Source organism: Nocardiopsis lambiniae (assembly GCF_031845465.1).
Lineage (GTDB): Bacteria > Actinomycetota > Actinomycetes > Streptosporangiales > Streptosporangiaceae > Nocardiopsis > Nocardiopsis lambiniae.
Genome location: NZ_JAVREP010000015.1, coordinates 76131 through 93696 on the forward strand (window position 1 = coordinate 76131; position 17566 = coordinate 93696).

The 17566-nt window shown below is 70.2% G+C and carries 21 protein-coding genes; 9 read left to right on the plus strand and 12 right to left on the minus strand.

Annotated features, from left to right (window positions below; all coding sequences use genetic code 11):
- Nucleotides 1-66: 66 nt before the first annotated feature.
- A complete protein-coding gene (locus RM479_RS20355; protein WP_311513354.1) occupies nt 67-465 on the plus strand; it encodes a hypothetical protein in 399 nt (132 codons plus the stop codon).
- A gap of 8 nt (nt 466-473) precedes the next feature.
- Here RM479_RS20355 and RM479_RS27620 read toward each other — a convergent pair whose 3' ends face one another.
- Both RM479_RS27620 and RM479_RS20360 read right to left on the minus strand, forming a co-directional pair.
- Nucleotides 474-530, minus strand: coding sequence for an excalibur calcium-binding domain-containing protein (locus tag RM479_RS27620; RefSeq protein ID WP_397222724.1), 57 nt, complete (start codon nt 528-530; stop codon nt 474-476).
- A gap of 51 nt (nt 531-581) precedes the next feature.
- Entirely contained in the window at nt 582-1958 is a 1377-nt protein-coding gene (locus RM479_RS20360; RefSeq protein WP_311513356.1) for an aspartate aminotransferase family protein, read from the minus strand.
- Between the two features lie 269 nt (nt 1959-2227).
- On the opposite strand from RM479_RS20360, the gene RM479_RS20365 reads away from it, so the two are divergent.
- From RM479_RS20365 to RM479_RS20390, 6 genes are all read left to right on the plus strand, one after another.
- On the plus strand, nt 2228-3661 hold the full coding sequence (locus RM479_RS20365; protein WP_311513359.1) for a gamma-aminobutyraldehyde dehydrogenase: 1434 nt from the start codon (nt 2228-2230) through the stop codon (nt 3659-3661).
- 77 nt (nt 3662-3738) lie between these two features.
- Complete coding sequence (locus RM479_RS20370) at nt 3739-4893, plus strand: ABC transporter ATP-binding protein (protein ID WP_311513360.1); 1155 nt, start codon at nt 3739-3741, stop codon at nt 4891-4893.
- A 104-nt stretch (nt 4894-4997) separates the two neighbouring features.
- On the plus strand, nt 4998-6260 hold the full coding sequence (locus RM479_RS20375) for an ABC transporter substrate-binding protein (protein WP_311513362.1): 1263 nt from the start codon (nt 4998-5000) through the stop codon (nt 6258-6260).
- A 24-nt stretch (nt 6261-6284) separates the two neighbouring features.
- Entirely contained in the window at nt 6285-7142 is an 858-nt protein-coding gene (locus tag RM479_RS20380; RefSeq protein ID WP_274812135.1) for an ABC transporter permease, read from the plus strand.
- Nucleotides 7139-7975: an ABC transporter permease gene (locus RM479_RS20385; RefSeq protein ID WP_397222702.1), complete on the plus strand. Its 837-nt coding sequence runs from the start codon at nt 7139-7141 to the stop codon at nt 7973-7975. Before RM479_RS20380 ends, RM479_RS20385 begins: the two co-directional genes overlap by 4 nt.
- A gap of 106 nt (nt 7976-8081) precedes the next feature.
- The gene (locus RM479_RS20390; protein ID WP_311513364.1) at nt 8082-9506 is read left to right on the plus strand and encodes an NAD(P)/FAD-dependent oxidoreductase; all 1425 of its coding nucleotides are present in this window, start codon (nt 8082-8084) and stop codon (nt 9504-9506) included.
- Nucleotides 9507-9930: 424 nt separating this feature from the next.
- Here the strand turns inward: RM479_RS20390 and RM479_RS20395 are convergent, their stop codons facing one another.
- The 8 genes from RM479_RS20395 to RM479_RS20430 all read right to left on the minus strand — a co-directional run bounded on the left by RM479_RS20395 (nt 9931) and on the right by RM479_RS20430 (nt 15325).
- On the minus strand, nt 9931-11499 hold the full coding sequence (locus RM479_RS20395) for a polyamine aminopropyltransferase (RefSeq protein ID WP_311513366.1): 1569 nt from the start codon (nt 11497-11499) through the stop codon (nt 9931-9933).
- Nucleotides 11500-11542: 43 nt separating this feature from the next.
- Nucleotides 11543-11971, minus strand: coding sequence for a DUF350 domain-containing protein (locus RM479_RS20400; RefSeq protein ID WP_311513368.1), 429 nt, complete (start codon nt 11969-11971; stop codon nt 11543-11545).
- A 36-nt stretch (nt 11972-12007) separates the two neighbouring features.
- Complete coding sequence (locus RM479_RS20405; RefSeq protein WP_311513369.1) at nt 12008-12349, minus strand: hypothetical protein; 342 nt, start codon at nt 12347-12349, stop codon at nt 12008-12010.
- Nucleotides 12346-12882 (minus strand): DUF2617 family protein, encoded by a 537-nt coding sequence (locus RM479_RS20410; protein WP_311513371.1) that lies wholly within the window; start codon nt 12880-12882, stop codon nt 12346-12348. Before RM479_RS20410 ends, RM479_RS20405 begins: the two co-directional genes overlap by 4 nt.
- Nucleotides 12883-12890: 8 nt before the next feature.
- Nucleotides 12891-13493 (minus strand): DUF4178 domain-containing protein, encoded by a 603-nt coding sequence (locus tag RM479_RS20415; RefSeq protein WP_274812128.1) that lies wholly within the window; start codon nt 13491-13493, stop codon nt 12891-12893.
- Between the two features lie 143 nt (nt 13494-13636).
- A complete protein-coding gene (locus RM479_RS20420) occupies nt 13637-14491 on the minus strand; it encodes a sulfurtransferase (protein ID WP_311513374.1) in 855 nt (284 codons plus the stop codon).
- A 50-nt stretch (nt 14492-14541) separates the two neighbouring features.
- Nucleotides 14542-14970, minus strand: a complete 429-nt coding sequence (locus RM479_RS20425; RefSeq protein WP_311513376.1) for a hypothetical protein — start codon at nt 14968-14970, stop codon at nt 14542-14544.
- Nucleotides 14963-15325, minus strand: a complete 363-nt coding sequence (locus RM479_RS20430) for a hypothetical protein (RefSeq protein WP_311513378.1) — start codon at nt 15323-15325, stop codon at nt 14963-14965. Before RM479_RS20430 ends, RM479_RS20425 begins: the two co-directional genes overlap by 8 nt.
- Before the next feature lie 142 nt (nt 15326-15467).
- Between RM479_RS20430 and RM479_RS20435 the strand changes: the two genes are divergently transcribed.
- Nucleotides 15468-15653: a hypothetical protein gene (locus RM479_RS20435; protein WP_311513380.1), complete on the plus strand. Its 186-nt coding sequence runs from the start codon at nt 15468-15470 to the stop codon at nt 15651-15653.
- Here RM479_RS20435 and RM479_RS20440 read toward each other — a convergent pair.
- Entirely contained in the window at nt 15650-15943 is a 294-nt protein-coding gene (locus RM479_RS20440; protein WP_311513382.1) for a hypothetical protein, read from the minus strand. The genes RM479_RS20435 and RM479_RS20440 overlap by 4 nt on opposite strands.
- 258 nt (nt 15944-16201) lie before the next feature.
- Here RM479_RS20440 and RM479_RS20445 point away from each other — a divergent pair, with 258 nt between their 5' ends.
- A complete protein-coding gene (locus RM479_RS20445; RefSeq protein WP_311513384.1) occupies nt 16202-17035 on the plus strand; it encodes a hypothetical protein in 834 nt (277 codons plus the stop codon).
- Nucleotides 17036-17086: 51 nt separating this feature from the next.
- On the opposite strand, the gene RM479_RS20450 is transcribed toward RM479_RS20445, so the two are convergent.
- Entirely contained in the window at nt 17087-17542 is a 456-nt protein-coding gene (locus RM479_RS20450; protein WP_311513386.1) for a flavodoxin family protein, read from the minus strand.
- Nucleotides 17543-17566: the final 24 nt, after the last annotated feature.

Genomic DNA, 17566 nt, shown 5'->3' on the forward strand with positions numbered 1-17566 from the left:
GGTTGATCGGTGACCCTGGGGGACGGATGCTGGACCCGACCGGCGGACCGTCCCGAGGAGACCTCCATGCCCGAGCATCACCGTTTCACGAAGGACACCCGCAACGACCTGGCCCCGGCCGTCTGGCACGACATCGTGTTCGACCGCCGTGAGGACGGGGCGACCGATGTCCGGGCGCTGGCGGAGGAGGGGCTGTACGACCTGTCGGTGGGGGTGACCCTCATGGGGATCGCCCCGGGCACGGAGGTACAGGTGCGGGCGGTGGAGTTCGACGCGAACGGGGACCCGCTCTCCGAACGCCCGGCGGGCGGCGAGGTGCACGCCACCGGTCGCGGCCGGTTCGCGTACTCCTGGAAGGGCGCGGTGCCGCCGGGCGGCCGGGTGGGCGTGCGCGTGGTCCAGTTCGGCCAGACCGACGCCCACCTGGTGTGCGCCGAGGCCGACGTGTTCACCTGGTCCTCCTGACCCGGCCCCTACTCACATCCCACCCCGTCCCCGTCCCGGTCCAGGTGCGGCCCGTATCCGGACAAGGCGGTGCCCCCGCCGAGGGGACGGGGGCACCGAGAGGTGGGGGTCCGGGGTCAGAGCCGGTTCCAGGCTTCGGTGAGGACCTTGCGCAGGATCGTCTCGATCTCGTCGAAGTGCTCGGGCCCGCAGGTGAGCGGCGGGGAGAGCTGGATGACGGGTTCGCCGCGGTCGTCGGCGCGGCAGATGAGGCCGGCGTCGAACAGCGCACCGGACAGGAACCCCTTGAGGAGACGGTGGGACTCGTCGTCGGTGAAGGTCTCCTTGGTCTCCTTGTCCTTCACCAGCTCGATGCCGTAGAAGAACCCGTCGCCGCGCACGTCGCCGACGATCGGCAGGTCCAGGAGCCGCTCCAGGGTGGCCCGGAACACCGGCCCGTTCTCGCGGACGTTGTCGAGGATCCCCTCGCTCTCGAACAGGTCGAGGTTGGCCAGCGCCGCGGCGGCGGCCACCGGGTGCCCGGCGAACGTGATGCCGTGCAGGAACGCGGCGCCCTTCTCCTTGAACGGCTCCATGAGGCGCTCGCGGGCGATCATGCCGCCCAGCGGGACGTAACCGCTGGTGGCGCCCTTGGCGAAGGTGATGATGTCGGGGACGTAGCCGTACCTGGTCGCGCCGAAGTACTCGCCGAGGCGGCCGAAGGCGCAGATGACCTCGTCGGAGACCATCAGCACGCCGTACCGGTCGCAGATCTCGCGGACCCGCTGGAGGTAGCCGGGCGGCGGCGGGAAGCAGCCGCCGGAGTTCTGCACGGGCTCGACGTACACGGCGGCGATGGTGTCCGGGTCGTTCTGGACGATCGCCTCCTCGATCTGGTCGGCGGCCCACCGGCCGAACGCCTCCACGTCGTCGCCGTGGTGCGGCGCCCGGTAGAAGTTCGTGTTGGGCACCTGGAGGGTGCTGGGCACCAGCGGCTCGAACGGGGTCTTGATCCCCTGGAGACCGGTGATGGACAGGGCGCCCATGCTGGTGCCGTGGTAGGCGATGCGCCGGCTGATCACCTTGTGACGGGTGGGCTCGCCGATGGCCTTGAAGTACTGGCGGGCCAGCTTCCACGCGGACTCCACGGCCTCGGAGCCGCTGGTGGTGAAGAAGACCCGGTTCAGGTCGCCGGGGGCGAGGGAGGCGATCCGGTCGGCCAACTCCACGGCCTTGGGGTGGGCGTAGGTCCAGATGGGGAAGTACGCCAGTTCCCGGGCCTGCTCGGCGATGGCGTCGGCGATCTCGGTGCGACCGTGCCCCACCTGACTGACGAAGAGCCCGGCCAGACCGTCCAGGTACCGCTTGCCCTTGTCGTCGTAGACGTACACGCCCTCACCGCGGCTGATGACGGGAACGTCCGCGTCGTTGTAGGCGGCCATCTCCGTGAAGTGCATCCACAGGTGGTCCTTGGCCGCCCGCTGGAGGTGCTCAGGACTCAGGTGCGCTGCCACTTGGTACTCCAAGGTCGTCTGGTTTCGCGGGGACCACGATCGGGTCGACCCGGGGGCCTCGTGACAAGACCCTCTCAATAGAAATAGTCGCACTTATGAGTGTTCTGTCAAGTATCCGTTGAGAAACCTAATCTTTACAACGGAATCCATTGGAAGATCTTGATCTCGCCGTGGTCGGATGGCAGTGTGGCAGATCACAGCGCCATGCGCGCGCACCAACAGCCCAGTCGGCGCACCGACGCGCTCGACCGACCCGGGAGCAGAGCACCGTGACCCAAGACCTGCGCAACTTCGTCAACGGCGAGTACGTGGACACGGCCGACGGAATCCGCAGCGATCTCATCGACCCGGCCACCGGGAAGGTCTTCGCCACCGCCCCCGTCTCCACCGCCGAGGACGTCGACGCCGCCTTCCGTGCCGCCCGGAACGCCTTCGAGAACGAGTGGCGCGACCAGACCCCGGCCCAGCGCCAGATCGCCCTCAACAAGTTCGCCGACCGTGTGGAGGAGCGGGCGGACGAGCTCGTCGCCGCCGAGGTCCAGAACTGCGGCAAGCCCGTCGAACTCACCAAGAGCGAGGAGATCGCCCAGGTCCTCGACGCCCTGCGGTTCTTCGCCGGCGCCACCCGCAACCTGGAGGGCCGCGCCGCCGGGGAGTACATGGCCGACCACACCTCCTGGGTCCGCCGCGAACCCATCGGTGTCGTCGGGCAGATCACCCCCTGGAACTACCCGATGGCGATGGCCGCCTGGAAGATCGGTCCGGCCCTGGCCGCCGGCAACACCGTCGTCCTCAAGCCCTCCGACACCACCCCGGTCTCGACCCTCCTGCTCGCCGAGATCGCCGCCGAGTTCCTGCCCCCGGGCGTTCTCAACGTGGTCGCGGGCGACCGGGACACCGGCCGCGCCCTCGTCGAGCACCCGGTCCCGGGCCTGATCTCCCTCACCGGGTCCACCCGGGCCGGCTACGAGGTCGCCCAGGCCGGGTCCAGGGACCTCAAGCGCCTGCACCTGGAACTGGGCGGCAAGGCCCCGGTCATCGTGTTCGACGACGCCGACGTCGAGCGGGCCGCCGCGGGCATCGCCGAGGCCGGGTACTTCAACGCCGGCCAGGACTGCACCGCAGCCACCCGGGTCCTGGCCGCGCCCGGCGTCCACGACGACCTGGCCGCCGCCCTGGCCGAGCAGGCCCGGGGCACCGTCACCGGTCCGCCGAGCAACCTCGACGCCGCGTTCGGACCGGTCAACAACGCGAACCAGTTGGCGCGGGTGAGCGGGTTCCTGGACCGCGCCCCCGACCACGCCGAGGTGCTGGCCGGCGGTTCCCGGGTCGGCGAGGAGGGCTTCTTCTACGCGCCCACCGTCGTCTCGGGCCTGCGCCAGGGCGACGAACTCGTCACCGACGAGATCTTCGGCCCGGTCATCACCGTGCAAAGGTTCACCGACGAGGACACCGCCGTCGCGTGGGCCAACTCGGTCGAGTACGGCCTCGCCTCCAGTGTGTGGACCAAGGACCACGCAAGGGCCCTGCGGGTCTCACGCCGCCTCGACTTCGGCTGCGTGTGGATCAACACCCACATCCCGATCACCGCAGAGATGCCGCACGGCGGCTTCAAGCACTCGGGTTACGGAAAGGACCTGTCCATGTACTCCTTCGACGAGTACACCCGCGTCAAGCACGTCATGAGCTACATCGGCGAGTGACCCACCCCGGCAGGTCCGCTCGGGCGGACCGGCCACCATCCGGTACGGAACGAGCAAGCGACAGGACCACCCCCACCATGGCCTCCATCAGCACCACAGCACCCGCGACCTCCGACGAGGGGACCACGCCGTCGCCGGAACCCGCGATCAGCCTGGAAGGGGTGTACAAGTCCTTCCGCTCCGGCTCCGAGACGGTGCACGCCGTCGCCGGCGTCGATCTCACCATCGAGCAGGGCGAGTTCTTCTCCCTCCTGGGCCCGTCCGGCTGCGGCAAGACCACGACCATGCGCATGATCGCCGGGTTCGAGGACCCCACCGAGGGGACCGTCCGGCTCGGCGGACGCGACGTCACCGGTGTCGCCGCCAACCACCGCGACGTCAACATGGTCTTCCAGAGCTACGCCCTGTTCCCGCACATGAACGTCGCCGAGAACGTCGCCTTCGGCCTCAAGCGCAAGAGGGTCGCCAAGGACGAGATCAAGCGGCGCGTCACGGAGATGCTCGACCTGGTCGAGCTGGGGCACCGGGCCAGGCACCGTCCCACCCAGCTCTCCGGCGGCCAGCAGCAGCGCGTGGCCCTGGCCAGGGCTCTGGTCAACCAGCCGGCCGCCCTGCTCCTGGACGAGCCGCTGGGCGCTCTCGACCTCAAGCTCCGCCAGGCCATGCAGGTGGAACTCAAGCGCATCCAGCGCGAGGTCGGCATCACCTTCGTCTACGTCACCCACGACCAGGGTGAGGCGTTGACGATGTCGGACCGCCTCGCGGTGATGAACAACGGCGGGGTGGAGCAGTTGGGCACCCCGGCCGAGGTGTACGAGCGGCCCGCCACCCGGTTCGTCGCCGACTTCATCGGGACCAGCAACCTGATCCGCGGCGTGGTGCGCGGCGATGTCGGCGGTGTGTGGCGGGTGGAGATCGCCGACGGCGCCACCGCCCTGGTCGCCGGGTCGCCCGAGACCGTCACCAGCGGCACCCACCTGCACCTGACCGTGCGCCCCGAGAAGATCCGCATCGGCGTCGACCGCCCCGGCGACGACGTCAGCGCCGTCCAGGGCGTCATCACCGAGACCGTCTACCTGGGCGCGGCCACCCACTACCAGGTCGACATCGGCGGTGGAGAGGAGATCACCGTGTACCAGCAGAACGCCTCGGACTCGGCACCGGTCGCCGAACGCGGCGCCACGGTGTGGCTGTCCTGGCACGCCCGGCACTCCTACCCGCTCCTGGCCTGACCGAGCGGCAGCGATCCACGACCTCAGAGCGCCGACCGTCGGCGCCGACCACGCCCGAAACCCCGCCATCCCCCTGCGGATCACCGAAGTCAAGGAACGACGACATGCACAACCGCTCGCGCACCGGTCTCGACCCCGCACTCCTTCGCGGTCTCACCAGGGCACGCCGCAGCCCGCTGGAACTCCCGGGGCTGACCCGCCGTCGCACCCTCCAGGCCGGCGGGGCTGCCGCGGCGGCCCTCGCCCTGTCCGCCTGCGGGGTCGGCGGCCAGCAGCGCGACCCCGCCGCCGACGCGAACTTCTGGGAGGGCAAGGAGCGCACCGGGAACCTGCGCTGGGCGAACTGGCCCCTGTACATGGACTCGGAGCGCACCCAGATCCAGCAGTTCACCGAGGCCACCGGCATCGAGGTGGAGTACAAGGAGGACGTGCAGGAGGCGGCGTCCTTCTTCGGCCAGATCCAGCCCAAACTGGCCAACGAGGACGACCTCGGCTACGACCTCATCGTGCTGCCCAACGGGTTCGAGCTGGCCAAGCTCATCGAACTGGGCTACCTGGTCCAGCTCGACCACGCCCGGCTGCCCAACTTCACGGAGTACGCGGGGGAGATCTACAGGAACAGCACCTTCGACCCGGGCAACAAGTACACGGTCCCCTACGCCTCGGGCATCACCGGCATCGCCTACAACCCGGAGTTCATCGACCGGGAGATCACCAGCGTGCAGGACCTGTGGGACCCCGCCTTCGAGGGCAAGGTCGGCATGTTCTCCGACCCGCAGGAGATCGCCAACTTCGGTTTGCTCGCCAACGGCGTCATCCCGGCGGACTCCACCCCGGAGGACTGGGAGGCCGCCGCCGACAAGCTCCGCGAACAGCGCGACTCCGGAGTGGTGCGCGCCTACTACGACCAGGACTTCATCCAGCCGCTCACCAACGGCGACCTGTGGATCACCATGGCCTGGTCCGGTGACATCTACCAGCAGAACTCCGAGGAGGGGACGAACCTGAAGTTCGTCATCCCCGAGGAGGGCGCCACCCTGTGGACCGACAACCTCATGATCCCCTACACCACGCAGGCCCCGGTGGACGCGATCGAGCTGATGAACTTCCTGTACGAGCCGGAGATCGCCACCGGCCTGACGGAGTACATCGCCTACATCTCGCCGGTCCCGCACGCCCAGGAGGTCATGCTGGAGTGGGCCGCGGCCGAGGACGGCGAACGCGCCGACGCGCTGCGCGAGATGGCCGAGAGCCCGTTGGTGTTCCCCTCCGAGGGCGACTACCAGAACCTGCACAACTTCGTGGTCCTGCCGACCGAGGAGCAGGACGGCTTCTCGTCCCTGTTCCAGGCCGTCACGCAGAGCTGACGCCGGACGATCCCGAGTCTTCCCATGAGAAACCGCAAGCTGACGCCCTACGTCCTGGTGCTGCCGGCGTGGACCTGGTTGGCGTTGTTCTTCGTGATCCCCATCGGTGGGATGCTGTCGCTGTCGTTGACCACGGGCAACGTGATCACCGGCTTCCAGCAGACCTTCGAGGTGGGCAACTACGTCAACGCCATCGGGACCTACTGGGAGCAGATCCTGCGCTCCCTGTTCTACGGCGGGTGCGCCACCCTGGTGTGCATCGCCCTGGGCTACCCGATGGCCTACTGGATCGCCTTCAAGGGCGGCGCCTACAAGACCACGTACCTGCTGCTGCTCCTGCTGCCGTTCTTCGTGTCGTTCGTGCTGCGCACGATCTCCTGGCGGTTCTTCCTGTCCGACAACGGCGTGGCGCTGGGTCCGCTCAAGGACCTGGGACTGCTCCCGGAGGGGTTCGCGGTGCTCAACACCGCTCCCGCGGTGATCCTGGGGCTGGCCTACAACTTCCTGCCGTTCATGGTGCTGCCGATCTACGCGGTGCTGGAGCGGATGGACCCCCACCTGGTGGAGGCCTCCCACGACCTCTACGCGAATCGGTTCCGGGCGTTCTTCCACGTGATCCTGCCCGTGTCGCTGCCCGGCGTGTTCGCGGGCGTGCTGATGACGTTCATCCCGACCAGCGCGGACTACGTCAACGCGGCCGTGCTGGGCGGCACCGACAACACGATGATCGGCAACGTCATCCGGACCCAGTACCTGGTCAACAACAACTACCCCATCGCCGCGTCGATCACCTTCGTGCTCATGGGGCTGCTCCTCATCGGCATCTTCAGTTACGCCCGGGCACTGGGCACCGAACGGGTCATGGAGGTGCACACGTCGTGAGCGCCACGTTCGAGACCACCGACCGCCCCGTCGAACGGAAGCGGTCCACACCCCGGATCCGACGCCGGACCGACTGGGGACGCTGGTACACGTGGGCCGTTCTGGCCTGGCTGTTCGCGCCGATCGCGTTCATGATCGTGTTCAGCTTCAACGACCCGGCCGGGCGGCACAACATCACCTGGCAGGGGTTCACCCTGCGGTGGTACGCCGACGCGTTCGCCTACCGCGACCTCAACGAGGCGATGTACAACTCGGTGACCATCGCGCTGTTGACGATGTTCGTCGCCGGGGCGCTGGGGACCCTGCTGGGTCTGGCCCTGGGCCGGTACGACTTCCGCGGCAAGCAGCTCACCAACCTGGTGATGTTCGCGGCCATCAGCGCTCCCGAGGTGGTGCTGGGCGCCGCCCTGTTGTCGACGTTCCTCATGATGAACGTGACCACCGGCTACTGGACGACGGTCATCGCACACGTGATGTTCTGTGTGTCGTTCGTCGCCATCACGGTGCGGGCCCGGGTCATCACCCTGGACCCGAGCCTGGAGGAGGCCGCCCGGGACCTGGGCGCCGGGTCGTGGACCACGTTCCGGCTGGTGACGTTCCCGATGCTGTTCCCCGCCATCATGGCGGGCGGGCTGCTGGCGTTCGCCCTGTCTATCGACGACTACATCATCACCTCGTTCGTCAGCGGCGACGTGACCACGTTCCCCCTGTGGATCTGGGGCGCCACGCGCGTCGGAATCCCTCCGCAGGTCAACGTCATGGGCACGCTGTTGTTCGCGGTCGGACTCATCATGGCCGTGGTCAACATCGTCGCGGCCCGACGCCGGGCCTGAGGGCCCGCTCCGGGGCACCGGCGGGGCGCGCGTCGCCCGGGTCGGTGCCCCGGCACGTATCAGGATCAGGAATCGTTCCCATCACCGACGGAAGTGTGTGATACCCATGGCCGACGCGGTCACCGCAGGGGCCTCCCGAGCGCTGGAGGGCGCCCTCCCCCGGGTCTTCTGGCTCGATCCCGACGTACCCGGTCACGACGTGCCCGAGCCCGCGCCGACCCTGGTCGGCGACGTGTTCGCCGACCTGGCCGTGGTCGGCGGCGGGTTCAGCGGACTGTGGACGGCGCTCATCGCCAAGGAGCGCGACCCGGACCGGGAGGTCGTCCTGGTGGAGGCGCGCACCGCCGGGTGGGCGGCCTCCGGGCGCAACGGCGGGTTCTGCGCCGCCAGCCTCACCCACGGGTACGACAACGGCGCCGAGCGCTGGCCGGAGGAGATCGCCGAACTCGAACGCCAGGGGCGCGCCAACCTGGACGCCATCGGGGAGACCGTGGAGCGGTACGGGATCGACTGCGAGTTCGAGCGCACCGGTGAGCTGCTCGTGGCCACCGCGCCGTGGCAGGCCGACGGGTTCGACGCGTCCGCCAAGGCGATGAACGCCCTGGGCGGTACGGCGGAGGTGTGGGACGGCGAGCGGACCCGCGCGGAGATCGCCTCCCCCACCTACCTGGGGGCGCTGTACGAGCGGGACGGGGTGGCGATGGTTCACCCGGCCAAGCTGACCTGGGGACTGCGGGCGGCCTGTCTGCGATCGGGGGTGCGGATCTTCGAGAACACGCCCGTACGGGCGATCGGGTCCACCCCGACCGGGCTGCGTCTGGAGACGCGGGGCGGGGCCCTGCACGCGCCCAAGGTCGCCTGGGGCACCGGGGCGTTCCCGGGGCCGCTGCGGCGGCTCAAGCACTACCTGGCACCGGTGTACGACTACGCGCTGATGACCGAACCGCTGAGCGAGGAGCGGATGGCGTCGCTGGGGTGGGAGGGCCGTCAGGGGGTGGGGGACGCGGCGAACCTCTTCCACTACTACCGGTTGACCGCCGACAACAGGATCCTGTGGGGCGGGTACGACGTCGTCCACCACTACGGCGGGAAGGTCCGGCCGGAGTACGACCAGCGGCCGGAGACGTTCCAGCGGCTCGCCGAGCACTTCTTCACGACGTTCCCGCAGTTGGAGGGGGTGCGGTTCACCCACACGTGGGGCGGGGTGATCGACACGTGCAGCCGGTTCTCGGGGTTCTTCGGCACCGGGTACGGCGGCCGGCTGGCCTACGCCGCCGGGTACACGGGGTTGGGCGTGGGGGCGACGCGGTTCGGCGCCCAGGTGATGCTCGACCGCCTGGACGGGCTGGACACCGAACGGACCCGGTTGCGGATGGTGCGGGAGAAGCCGCTGCCGTTCCCGCCCGAACCGGTGCGCTCGCTCGGCATCGAACTGACGTTGCGGGCCACGGCCGCCGCGGACCGCAACGGCGGGCGGCGCAACCTGTGGCTGCGGAGCCTGGACGCGATGGGCCTGGGCTTCGACAGCTGACGTTATGTGATGGTTCGTGCGGCGTGTCGGAAAAAGGTTGGTAGGACGGGGTAAAGGGGATCGTCCCGCGCGGCGCGGCGAGGGCCCCGCTCAGCCGGTGTGGGCCAGGATGGAGCCGACCACGGGACCTCTCCCGTGGGCCCCTCCCCGATCCACCGCGCGGCCGCCCACCGGCCCTACAACGAAGGCTGCGCGGTGTCGGCCCGCCCCGGCCCGGGTCACCCGGGTCGGGGCGCCGTCCGTCCGGGGCGGGCGCCCACGGGGTTCCGGAGACCTGGGCAGGAGACGCCTTCGAGGAAGGAGCGCGTCGGCCGACGACCGCCCTTCGAGGGCGCGGACGTCGACGCGGCGGCCACCGCGTCTCCTCCGACCCGGTTCCCGTGTTCCGGGCCGGGGCCGGAGCGGAGCCCCGAAGGGGAACGGCTCAGTAACCGCGCCAGGCGTTCTGGTGGTAGGCGATGACGCGCGGGTGCATGAGCGTGGACGCCCGCACGTCCTCGCCCTCCCTGCGGTCCCTCGGGAACACCTGGGCCGCCGCCAGCAGGGCCTCGTCCAGGAAGCGCAGTGTCGGCGCGTCCTCGGAGATCCGCAGGTCCGGGGCGGTGTGCGAGGTCGCCAGGTAGAAACCCCAGTTCCCGAACGACGGCACGTCCACGTTGTAGGGGGTGGCGGGCAACCCCGCCTCGTCCAGGGACCGGCCCACGCTCCAGTAGGCGTCCGGGGCGAAGAACGGCGACCCGGCCTGCACCACCATGCGCCCGTCATCGGCCAGGGCGTGCCGGGCCAGGGCGTAGAACTCCACCGAGTACAGCTTCGACGGGCCCACGTCCTGGCCGTCGGGCAGATCGGCGACGATCACGTCGAAGTCGTCGCCGTTGTCGCGCAGCCACTGGAAGGCGTCGGTGTTGACCACCTCCACCCGGGGATCCTCGAAGGAGCCCTCGTTGAGTTCGGTGATGACCGGTTCCGTGGAGGCCAGCTCGATCACCGCCGGGTCCAGGTCCACCAGGGTCACCGAGTCCACGTCCTCGTAGGCGAGGACCTCTCGCAGGGCCAGGCCGTCGCCGCCGCCCAGCACCAGGACGTCCTCGTGGGGACCGGCCATCGCCGGGTGCACGAGCGACTCGTGGTAGCGGTACTCGTCCAGGGTGGAGAACTGGAGGTCGCCGTTGAGGAACAACCGTACGTCCCGGCCGTCGATCGACCGGGTGAGCACGATCTCCTGGTACTCGGTGCGTTCGGCGTGCACGATCGGGTCGCGGTACATGGCCTGTCGGGCGTCGACCTCGAACCGGTCCGCGTACAGGTAGGCCAGGCCGAGCACGGCGAGGATCGCGGCCAGCCCCACCCCGAGGCCGACGTACGCGCGCCGGGACAGCTCGGCGCGGAACAACCACAGGACCACGGCGATGCCCACCACCGCGTTGAGGGCGCCCACCGCCAGCGCGCCCTTGGGCAGGCCCAGGAGCGGCAGCAGCAGGAACGGGAAGGCCAGACCTCCGACGAGGCCGCCCACGTAGTCGGCGGCGAAGAGGTCGGCGACCGCCTCGGACGCCTCCTGCCTGCGGATCCGCTGGATGAGCGTCATCAGCAGGGGGATCTCCATGCCGATGAGCACACCGATGACGAACGCCAACAGCACCAGGGCCGGCTGATAGGCCGAGAACCAGGCGAACGCCCCGTACAACAGCAGCACCGACAAACCGCCGACCAGCGACAACAGTCCTTCGATGACCGCGAACGACAGTGCCGCGCTGCCCTGGAAACGCTTGGACAGCAGCGATCCCACGCCCATGGCGAACACCATCACCGACAGGACCACGGAGGCCTGGGTGATGGTGTCACCGAGGAGGTAGCTGCCGATCGCGACCAGGGCCAGTTCGTACACCAGGCCGCAGGCGGCGCACAGGAACACCGCGGCCAGCACGAGGATTCGGGCCACCCGGGGCGGCACCGGAAGTCGGGGCCGCCTCGGGGCCGGGGACTCGATCACGATGGGGTACTGCTTTCTGTGCCGTGCGTCTCCGCGCCGCGGGTCAGGTGAGGGCGGCGGCGACGACCGCGGCGATCGCCAGGTGGGCGGAGGCGCTCACCCAGGTCGCCGGGTGGGGTTCGGGGTTGCTGATCATGTGGGCGATCTTCGCGGGGATGACGAGGTCGATCAGCAGGAACGACACGGCCATCACCGCCAGACCGATCAGCCCGTACACGGCGGTGGACAGCAGGCCGGCGCCCAGGCCGATCTCCGAGTCACTGGAGAGGATCGCCGTCGTGACGATGACGGCCGCGCCCAGCGTGTTGGCCGACACCAGGAGCACGGCGTTGGGGTTGCGCTCCTCCCAGATGAGCTTGTGCAGCTTGCCCGGGGTGAGCAGGTCGATGAGCAGGTAGCCCACGAGGAGGATGGCCACGCCCACACCCGCGTAGGCGAGGGCCGCGAGGCTGTTGAAAAGGATCTCGTTCATAGTCCAGGTCTCGGTAGGGGATGGAGGTCCGGTGGGTCACTTGCCGAAGCCGGTGCCGCCGCCGCGGAAGTCGCTGCCGCCGCCGCTGGAGCCGCTGCCGCCGCTGTTGTAGCCGCTGGAACCGCTGGAGCCGCTGCCGCCGAAGAAGAAGAACCCCCCGCCTCCGGAGGAGGACCCCGACGAGGACCGGCAATCGTCGTCGTCATAGTAGGGGTCGGACACGTGATCGTCGTCGGGGCAGTGGGCGCTGTTGTTCCTGCTGTTGTCGCAGGCGCTCAGCAGGATGAGCAGCAGGACGACACCACCGATCACCACGAAGAGGGTGATGATGGTGTTGCGGTTGTCCTGCGGTTCCGCGTTGCCGTACTGGTGACTCATGGGGTCTCTCCGCGGACGTGGGCGGACAGGGTGGTGTCGGTGGTCACGAGTTCTCCGCTCTGGGGGTAGACGTGCCAGGTGCGCCAGCGGAGCGGGCCCCCGCCGTCGCGCGCTCCATCGGAGCTCAGGTGGAGCGCGGTCACGGCCAACGGGTCACCGGGGAAGGCGACGAGGAGACCGCCGGGGTCGTCCGCCACCTCACGGTGGAGGCGGTCGACCCTGTGGGTGAGTTCGGTGCGGGTGAGGGTCTCCACGAGCGAGTCGAATCGGTAGCGGCCGACGCCGTGCGCGCGTTCGGCGCTGCCGGGCAGGCCCCCGTCCACTCCGGGCAGACAGGCCACCGTCTCCACCAGCTCCCCGTACGCCGACGCGACGACCACCTGGTGGGAGGCGCCGAGCACCCGGAGTTCGATCCCGACCGGCCCCGACCGCAGGGCGCGGACGGCCAGTGGGTCGATCAGGGGGTGCCCGAGTGCCCACACCAGGTCGGCCGCCCGGGTGTCGACGAAGGGTGCGCTGATGCCGACTCGCATGTGCCGGATCAGCTCCCGGGGTAGATGGTGAAGGTGCCGGGCGCCACCTTGGTGCCGGTGCTGACCTCCCACGAGCCGTGGTCGAACCGTTCGAAGGCCAACAGCAGGCCGTCGTCGGACTCGTAGTCGGCGTAGTCGAACCCGCCCTGGGGCTTGAGGCCCGTGGTGCCCTCGGAGCGGTAGGAGCCGCTGCCCTTCTCCTCCAGCCGGTAGACGACGCCTTCGAGTTCGATCTTCTTGCCGTGGGGGGTCAGGTCCAGGTCGGGGCGGCCGGACCACAGGGCGAGTTCGACGTCGGGGTCCTCCTCGACCGAGAGCCAGCGTTTGCCGCCCTCGACCTCCAGGAAGTGCTCGGCCCAGTCATAGCCGCCCTCGGACAGGCGCAGGGTGCCGCGGATCCAGGTGCGCTCGGTGCCCCAGTCGATCATGTCGCCGGCCTTGATGGCGCGGGGGTCGCCGGCGGTGCTGTCACCGGTGTTCGCGAAGGGGTCGTGGGGGGCGGGCCGGGGCGGGGGCGGGGTGCTCCGCTTCGCGGCGCGAACCGCGTAGACGACGGCCACGACCGCCACCGTCACGGCGACGATCACCAGGAGCAGGACTTCGATGGGCAAGGTTCCTCGTTTCGCGTGGGGGAGGCCACTGACCTTTTGGACGCCCTATAAGGGGGGTTGGTTCCCTTTACATCCTATTTCGGCTCGTAAGAGGGCCGCCGGCGCACTGCGGCGCGGGCGGCCCTCCCCCGTTGTCGGCGATGTCAGCGGCCGGCGGGGACCCCCGTCTCCACGGGGAGGGAGTCGTCGCCTCCCCACAGGCTCCACGAGCCCGGGTAGAGGCGGGCGCCGCGGTGACCCGCATGCTCCAGGGCGAGCAGGTCGTGGCAGGCGGTGACCCCGGAACCGCAGTAGACGGTGATGGTGACGGAGTCCTCGGCGCCCAGGGCGGCGAAGCGCTCACGCAGCGTCTCGGGTGCGGCCAGGAGCCCGTCGGGTCCGAGGTTGCCGGTCCACTCGGCGCTGCGTGCGCCGGGGATGTGGCCGGGGCGGGCGTCGACGGGAGCGGGGTGCTCACCGGTGTAACGGCCGTGGGCGCGGGCGTCGAGGACGAGCTGACCCGGTTCGCGGGAGGTCGCCAGGACGGTGTCGGTGTGCACGACCCGGTCGGCGGGCCAGTGCTGGGGGGTGCGGTGCACGGGCCCGGGGGTGTGCTCCCCCTTCTCCAGGTCACCGGACCAGGTCTGGAGGCCGCCGTCGAGGAAGGCGGCGGGGGTGCCCAGGACGCGGAGCATCCACACGAGCCGGGCGGCTATGGAGCCGCCGGCGTCGTCGTAGACGATCACCCGGGAGTGGTCGCCGATGCCCAGGCGGCCCAGGGTCCGGGCGAAGTCCGCGGCGGCGGGCAGGGGATGGCGCCCGCCCTCGGGACTCGCGGGGGCGGCGAGGTCGGTGTCCACGTCGGCGAACACCGCTCCGGGAAGGTGCCCGGCCAGGTACGCGTCGTGGCCGGACCGACCGTCGAGATACCACCGGGAGTCGACCACGACGACCCGGTCGAGGTTCGCGCTGAGCCAGTCGGCCGAGACGGCCACCGGCAGAGGAAGGGGCTCTGACATGGGGCCAAGGGTATAGGCCGGATCACGTCCGGGTCACGGCGCAGGCGGGATCAATCACGGTCGAGACGGTGGATCCGCAGGATCCACCACAACCCGACGACCGGCAGGACCAGCGGGATGAAGAAGTAGCCGCTGCCGAACCCGGACCAGACGGTGTCGTCGGGGAAGACCTCGGGCAACGCCAGGCTCGCGGCGCCGACGACGAGGACGCCGACCATCTCGATGAGGCAGGAGACCAGGGCGACCCGCCGCGAGGTCCGCCCGGCGCGTGCCAGCCCGACGGCGGCGACGAGGTAGATGACACCGGCCAGCACCGAGAGCAGGTAGGCGACCGGCGCCTCCTCGAACTTCGTGGCCAACTGGTAGACGCCGCGTGCGGTGGCGGCGAGGGCGAACACGCCGTACACGGCGACCAGGAGCCGACCGGGGCCGGTGCGCAGGGTCGCGGCGGTCACGGCGTCCGGGGCGGTGTCAGACAACGGGGCTCCACAGCTGTTCGAGGCGGACGAACAGGACGGGCAGGATCAGGCAGGCGAACGCGATGACGGCCGGCCCCCACTTACTGCGCTCCATGAACCCCCACACGGCGCAGGCGGGCGGGAGCAGGACGACGGTGGCCAGGTAGGAGACGAACATGGCCGTCTCCTCGGGACGCTCTCCGCCGACCATGGCGACGACGGTGGCCACGGCCTGGCCGAGCACCAGCAGCCACAGGACCCCCATGCCGATCAGGTGCGGCACGAGCATGGGCCGGTCGCGGAAGGTCGAGATCAGGCACCACCCGGCCATCGCCAGGGACGCCACCTGAATGGTCATGGTCAGCCAGTCGACCACGCCGCCTCCCCCTTCGCCCGCTCACGTCCGCCCAGGTCGGCGGCGCGTTCCACGACACACGGTAGTACCGGCGCCTGACCACCCGGCACCGCCCTCCCCCGAACGCCTTCCGGGCGGGTCCCGGTTCCGCTACGGTGCGGGCATGAGCGCAGCCCGCGATGACACCGCGATGAAACCCTCGGGGATCTGCCGTGCGGGACACCACCGGTGGCGGCACGACCCACCGGACGGCAGACGCCGGATGTGCGTGCGCTGCCGGTCGATGGCGATGACCAACTACCCCTGCGGGCCCGAATGTCTGGAGTGTCACCCTCCCGAGGACGACTAGACCCGTTTGGTCAGGGGCAGCAGCAGCGCGTCGCGGACCTTGCCCCATTCGACGGCGGCCAGACCGCCCACCCCCAGGTCCTCCACGACCGCGCCGATCGAGCGCAGGTCGTACTCGTCGGTGAGCCCCCGGTCCCGGTCCCGGTGTTCGTGGACGAGCCCGATGACGTAGCGGCGCAGTTCGTCGGTACCGACGGCGGCCGACGCCCGGGCCGCCTCGTGCCACCGGGCATCGTGCGGGATCCAGGAGGCGACGACCTCCGTCGGAGTGGGGTGGTAGTCCGTGCGCATAGGCGCAACGTACCAAGGGCGTCGCTCTCCGATCACGGCTTCCGGAACGAAGTCCCCGGCTCTTGTGCGAACCTCCGGGCGCCGGTCGTCATCCGAGTGTGCGTGGAGGTTCCGCGACGATCACGGCGGCCATCGCCGCGTCATCGCCGTCGGATAGTGTCCCTTCACGGCCGCGCGTGTTCCGTCCGAGGCACACGACGCACCTCTCGCGGCACCTGACCCTTTCGCCGCCTCGCATTCGAGACCGGAGCACTCACGATGTCCTACCCCGATAACCCGTCCGGCCCCCAGCCCCCCTACGGCGGGCCGACCGGCGGCCAGCCGCCGTACGGTCCGCCCGGAGGACAGCCCTCCTACGGCGGTCCCACCGGCGGCCAGCCCTCGTACGGCGGTCCCAGCGGTGGACAGCCCCCCTACGGCGACCCCAGCGGTGGACAGCCCCCCTACGGCGGGCAACCCCCGTACGGCGGTCCGCCCGGAGGACAGCCTCCCTACGGCGACCCCTATGGGGACCCGTACAGCGTTCCGGGTTCGCAGCCGCCGAAGAAGGGCATGTCGACCGGGGCCAAGGTCGGCCTCGGCGTGGGCGGCTGCCTGGGTCTGATCCTGGTGGTGCTGCTCATCTTCGGCGTGATCGCGCTGATGGCCGGCGGGGGCGACGACACCGCGACGGTCTCGCCCTCCGGCGAGGCGAGCCAGGACACCGGCGACGACGAGAGCCCCGCCGCTGAGGAGACCGAAGAGGCCCCGGTGGACGGGAGCGGTGTGAGCATCACCGTCTCCCAGGCCGGCACCGTCGGCGGCACCCTCGGCGACACCGAGACCTACACCGCGCTGGACGTCACCTTCGTCAACGACTCGGAAGAGCCGTTCGACATCAACCCGCTCTACTTCACCTACGTGCTGGACGACGGTTCGGTGGTGAACGACTGGGCGATCCTCGCCGACATCGACCCGCTGGACGCCGTCACCATCATGCCGGGCGAGCAGGCCAGCGGCCAGGTCGCCGTGACGGGGGAGGTCACCGTGACCGAGGTGCGCTACGACCCCACCTTCGGCATGGAGGACCCGATCGTGGCGCCCGTCCAGTAGGACGTCCCCGCGTTCCCCGAGCCCCGTCCCGCGTCGCGCGGGGCGGGGCTCTCACATGCCCAGGGCCGCCAGCGCGATGACGGCGCCCAGTTCCCGGCAGGCGTCCCGGTCGGCGGCGGTCGGCGCCCCCGCGACGGTGACCGGCGGCCGGTGGCGGACCCATCCCATGCCCTTGGTGATGGCCTCGACGGCGCGGACCGCGCCGGTGGTGTCGTCGTTGCCGTGCGCGTACAGGGCGTAGGGCACGGTGCGCCCCGAGGACAGGGCCGGGTAGTGAACGAGGTCGAACCAGTGCTTGAGGGCCCCCGACATGTAGCCGATGTTGGCCGGGGTGCCCAGGACGACGGCGTCGGCGGTGAGCGCGTCGGACACGGAGGCGGCCAGCGCCGGCCGGGAGACGATCTCGACCCCCTCGATCTCGTCGTCGCGCGCCCCGGCGAGCACCGCCTCCAGGAGTTCCCAGGTGGCCGGGGAGACGGTGTGGTGAACGATGAGCAGACGTGCCATGCCCCCACCCTAGGGCGAGGCGCC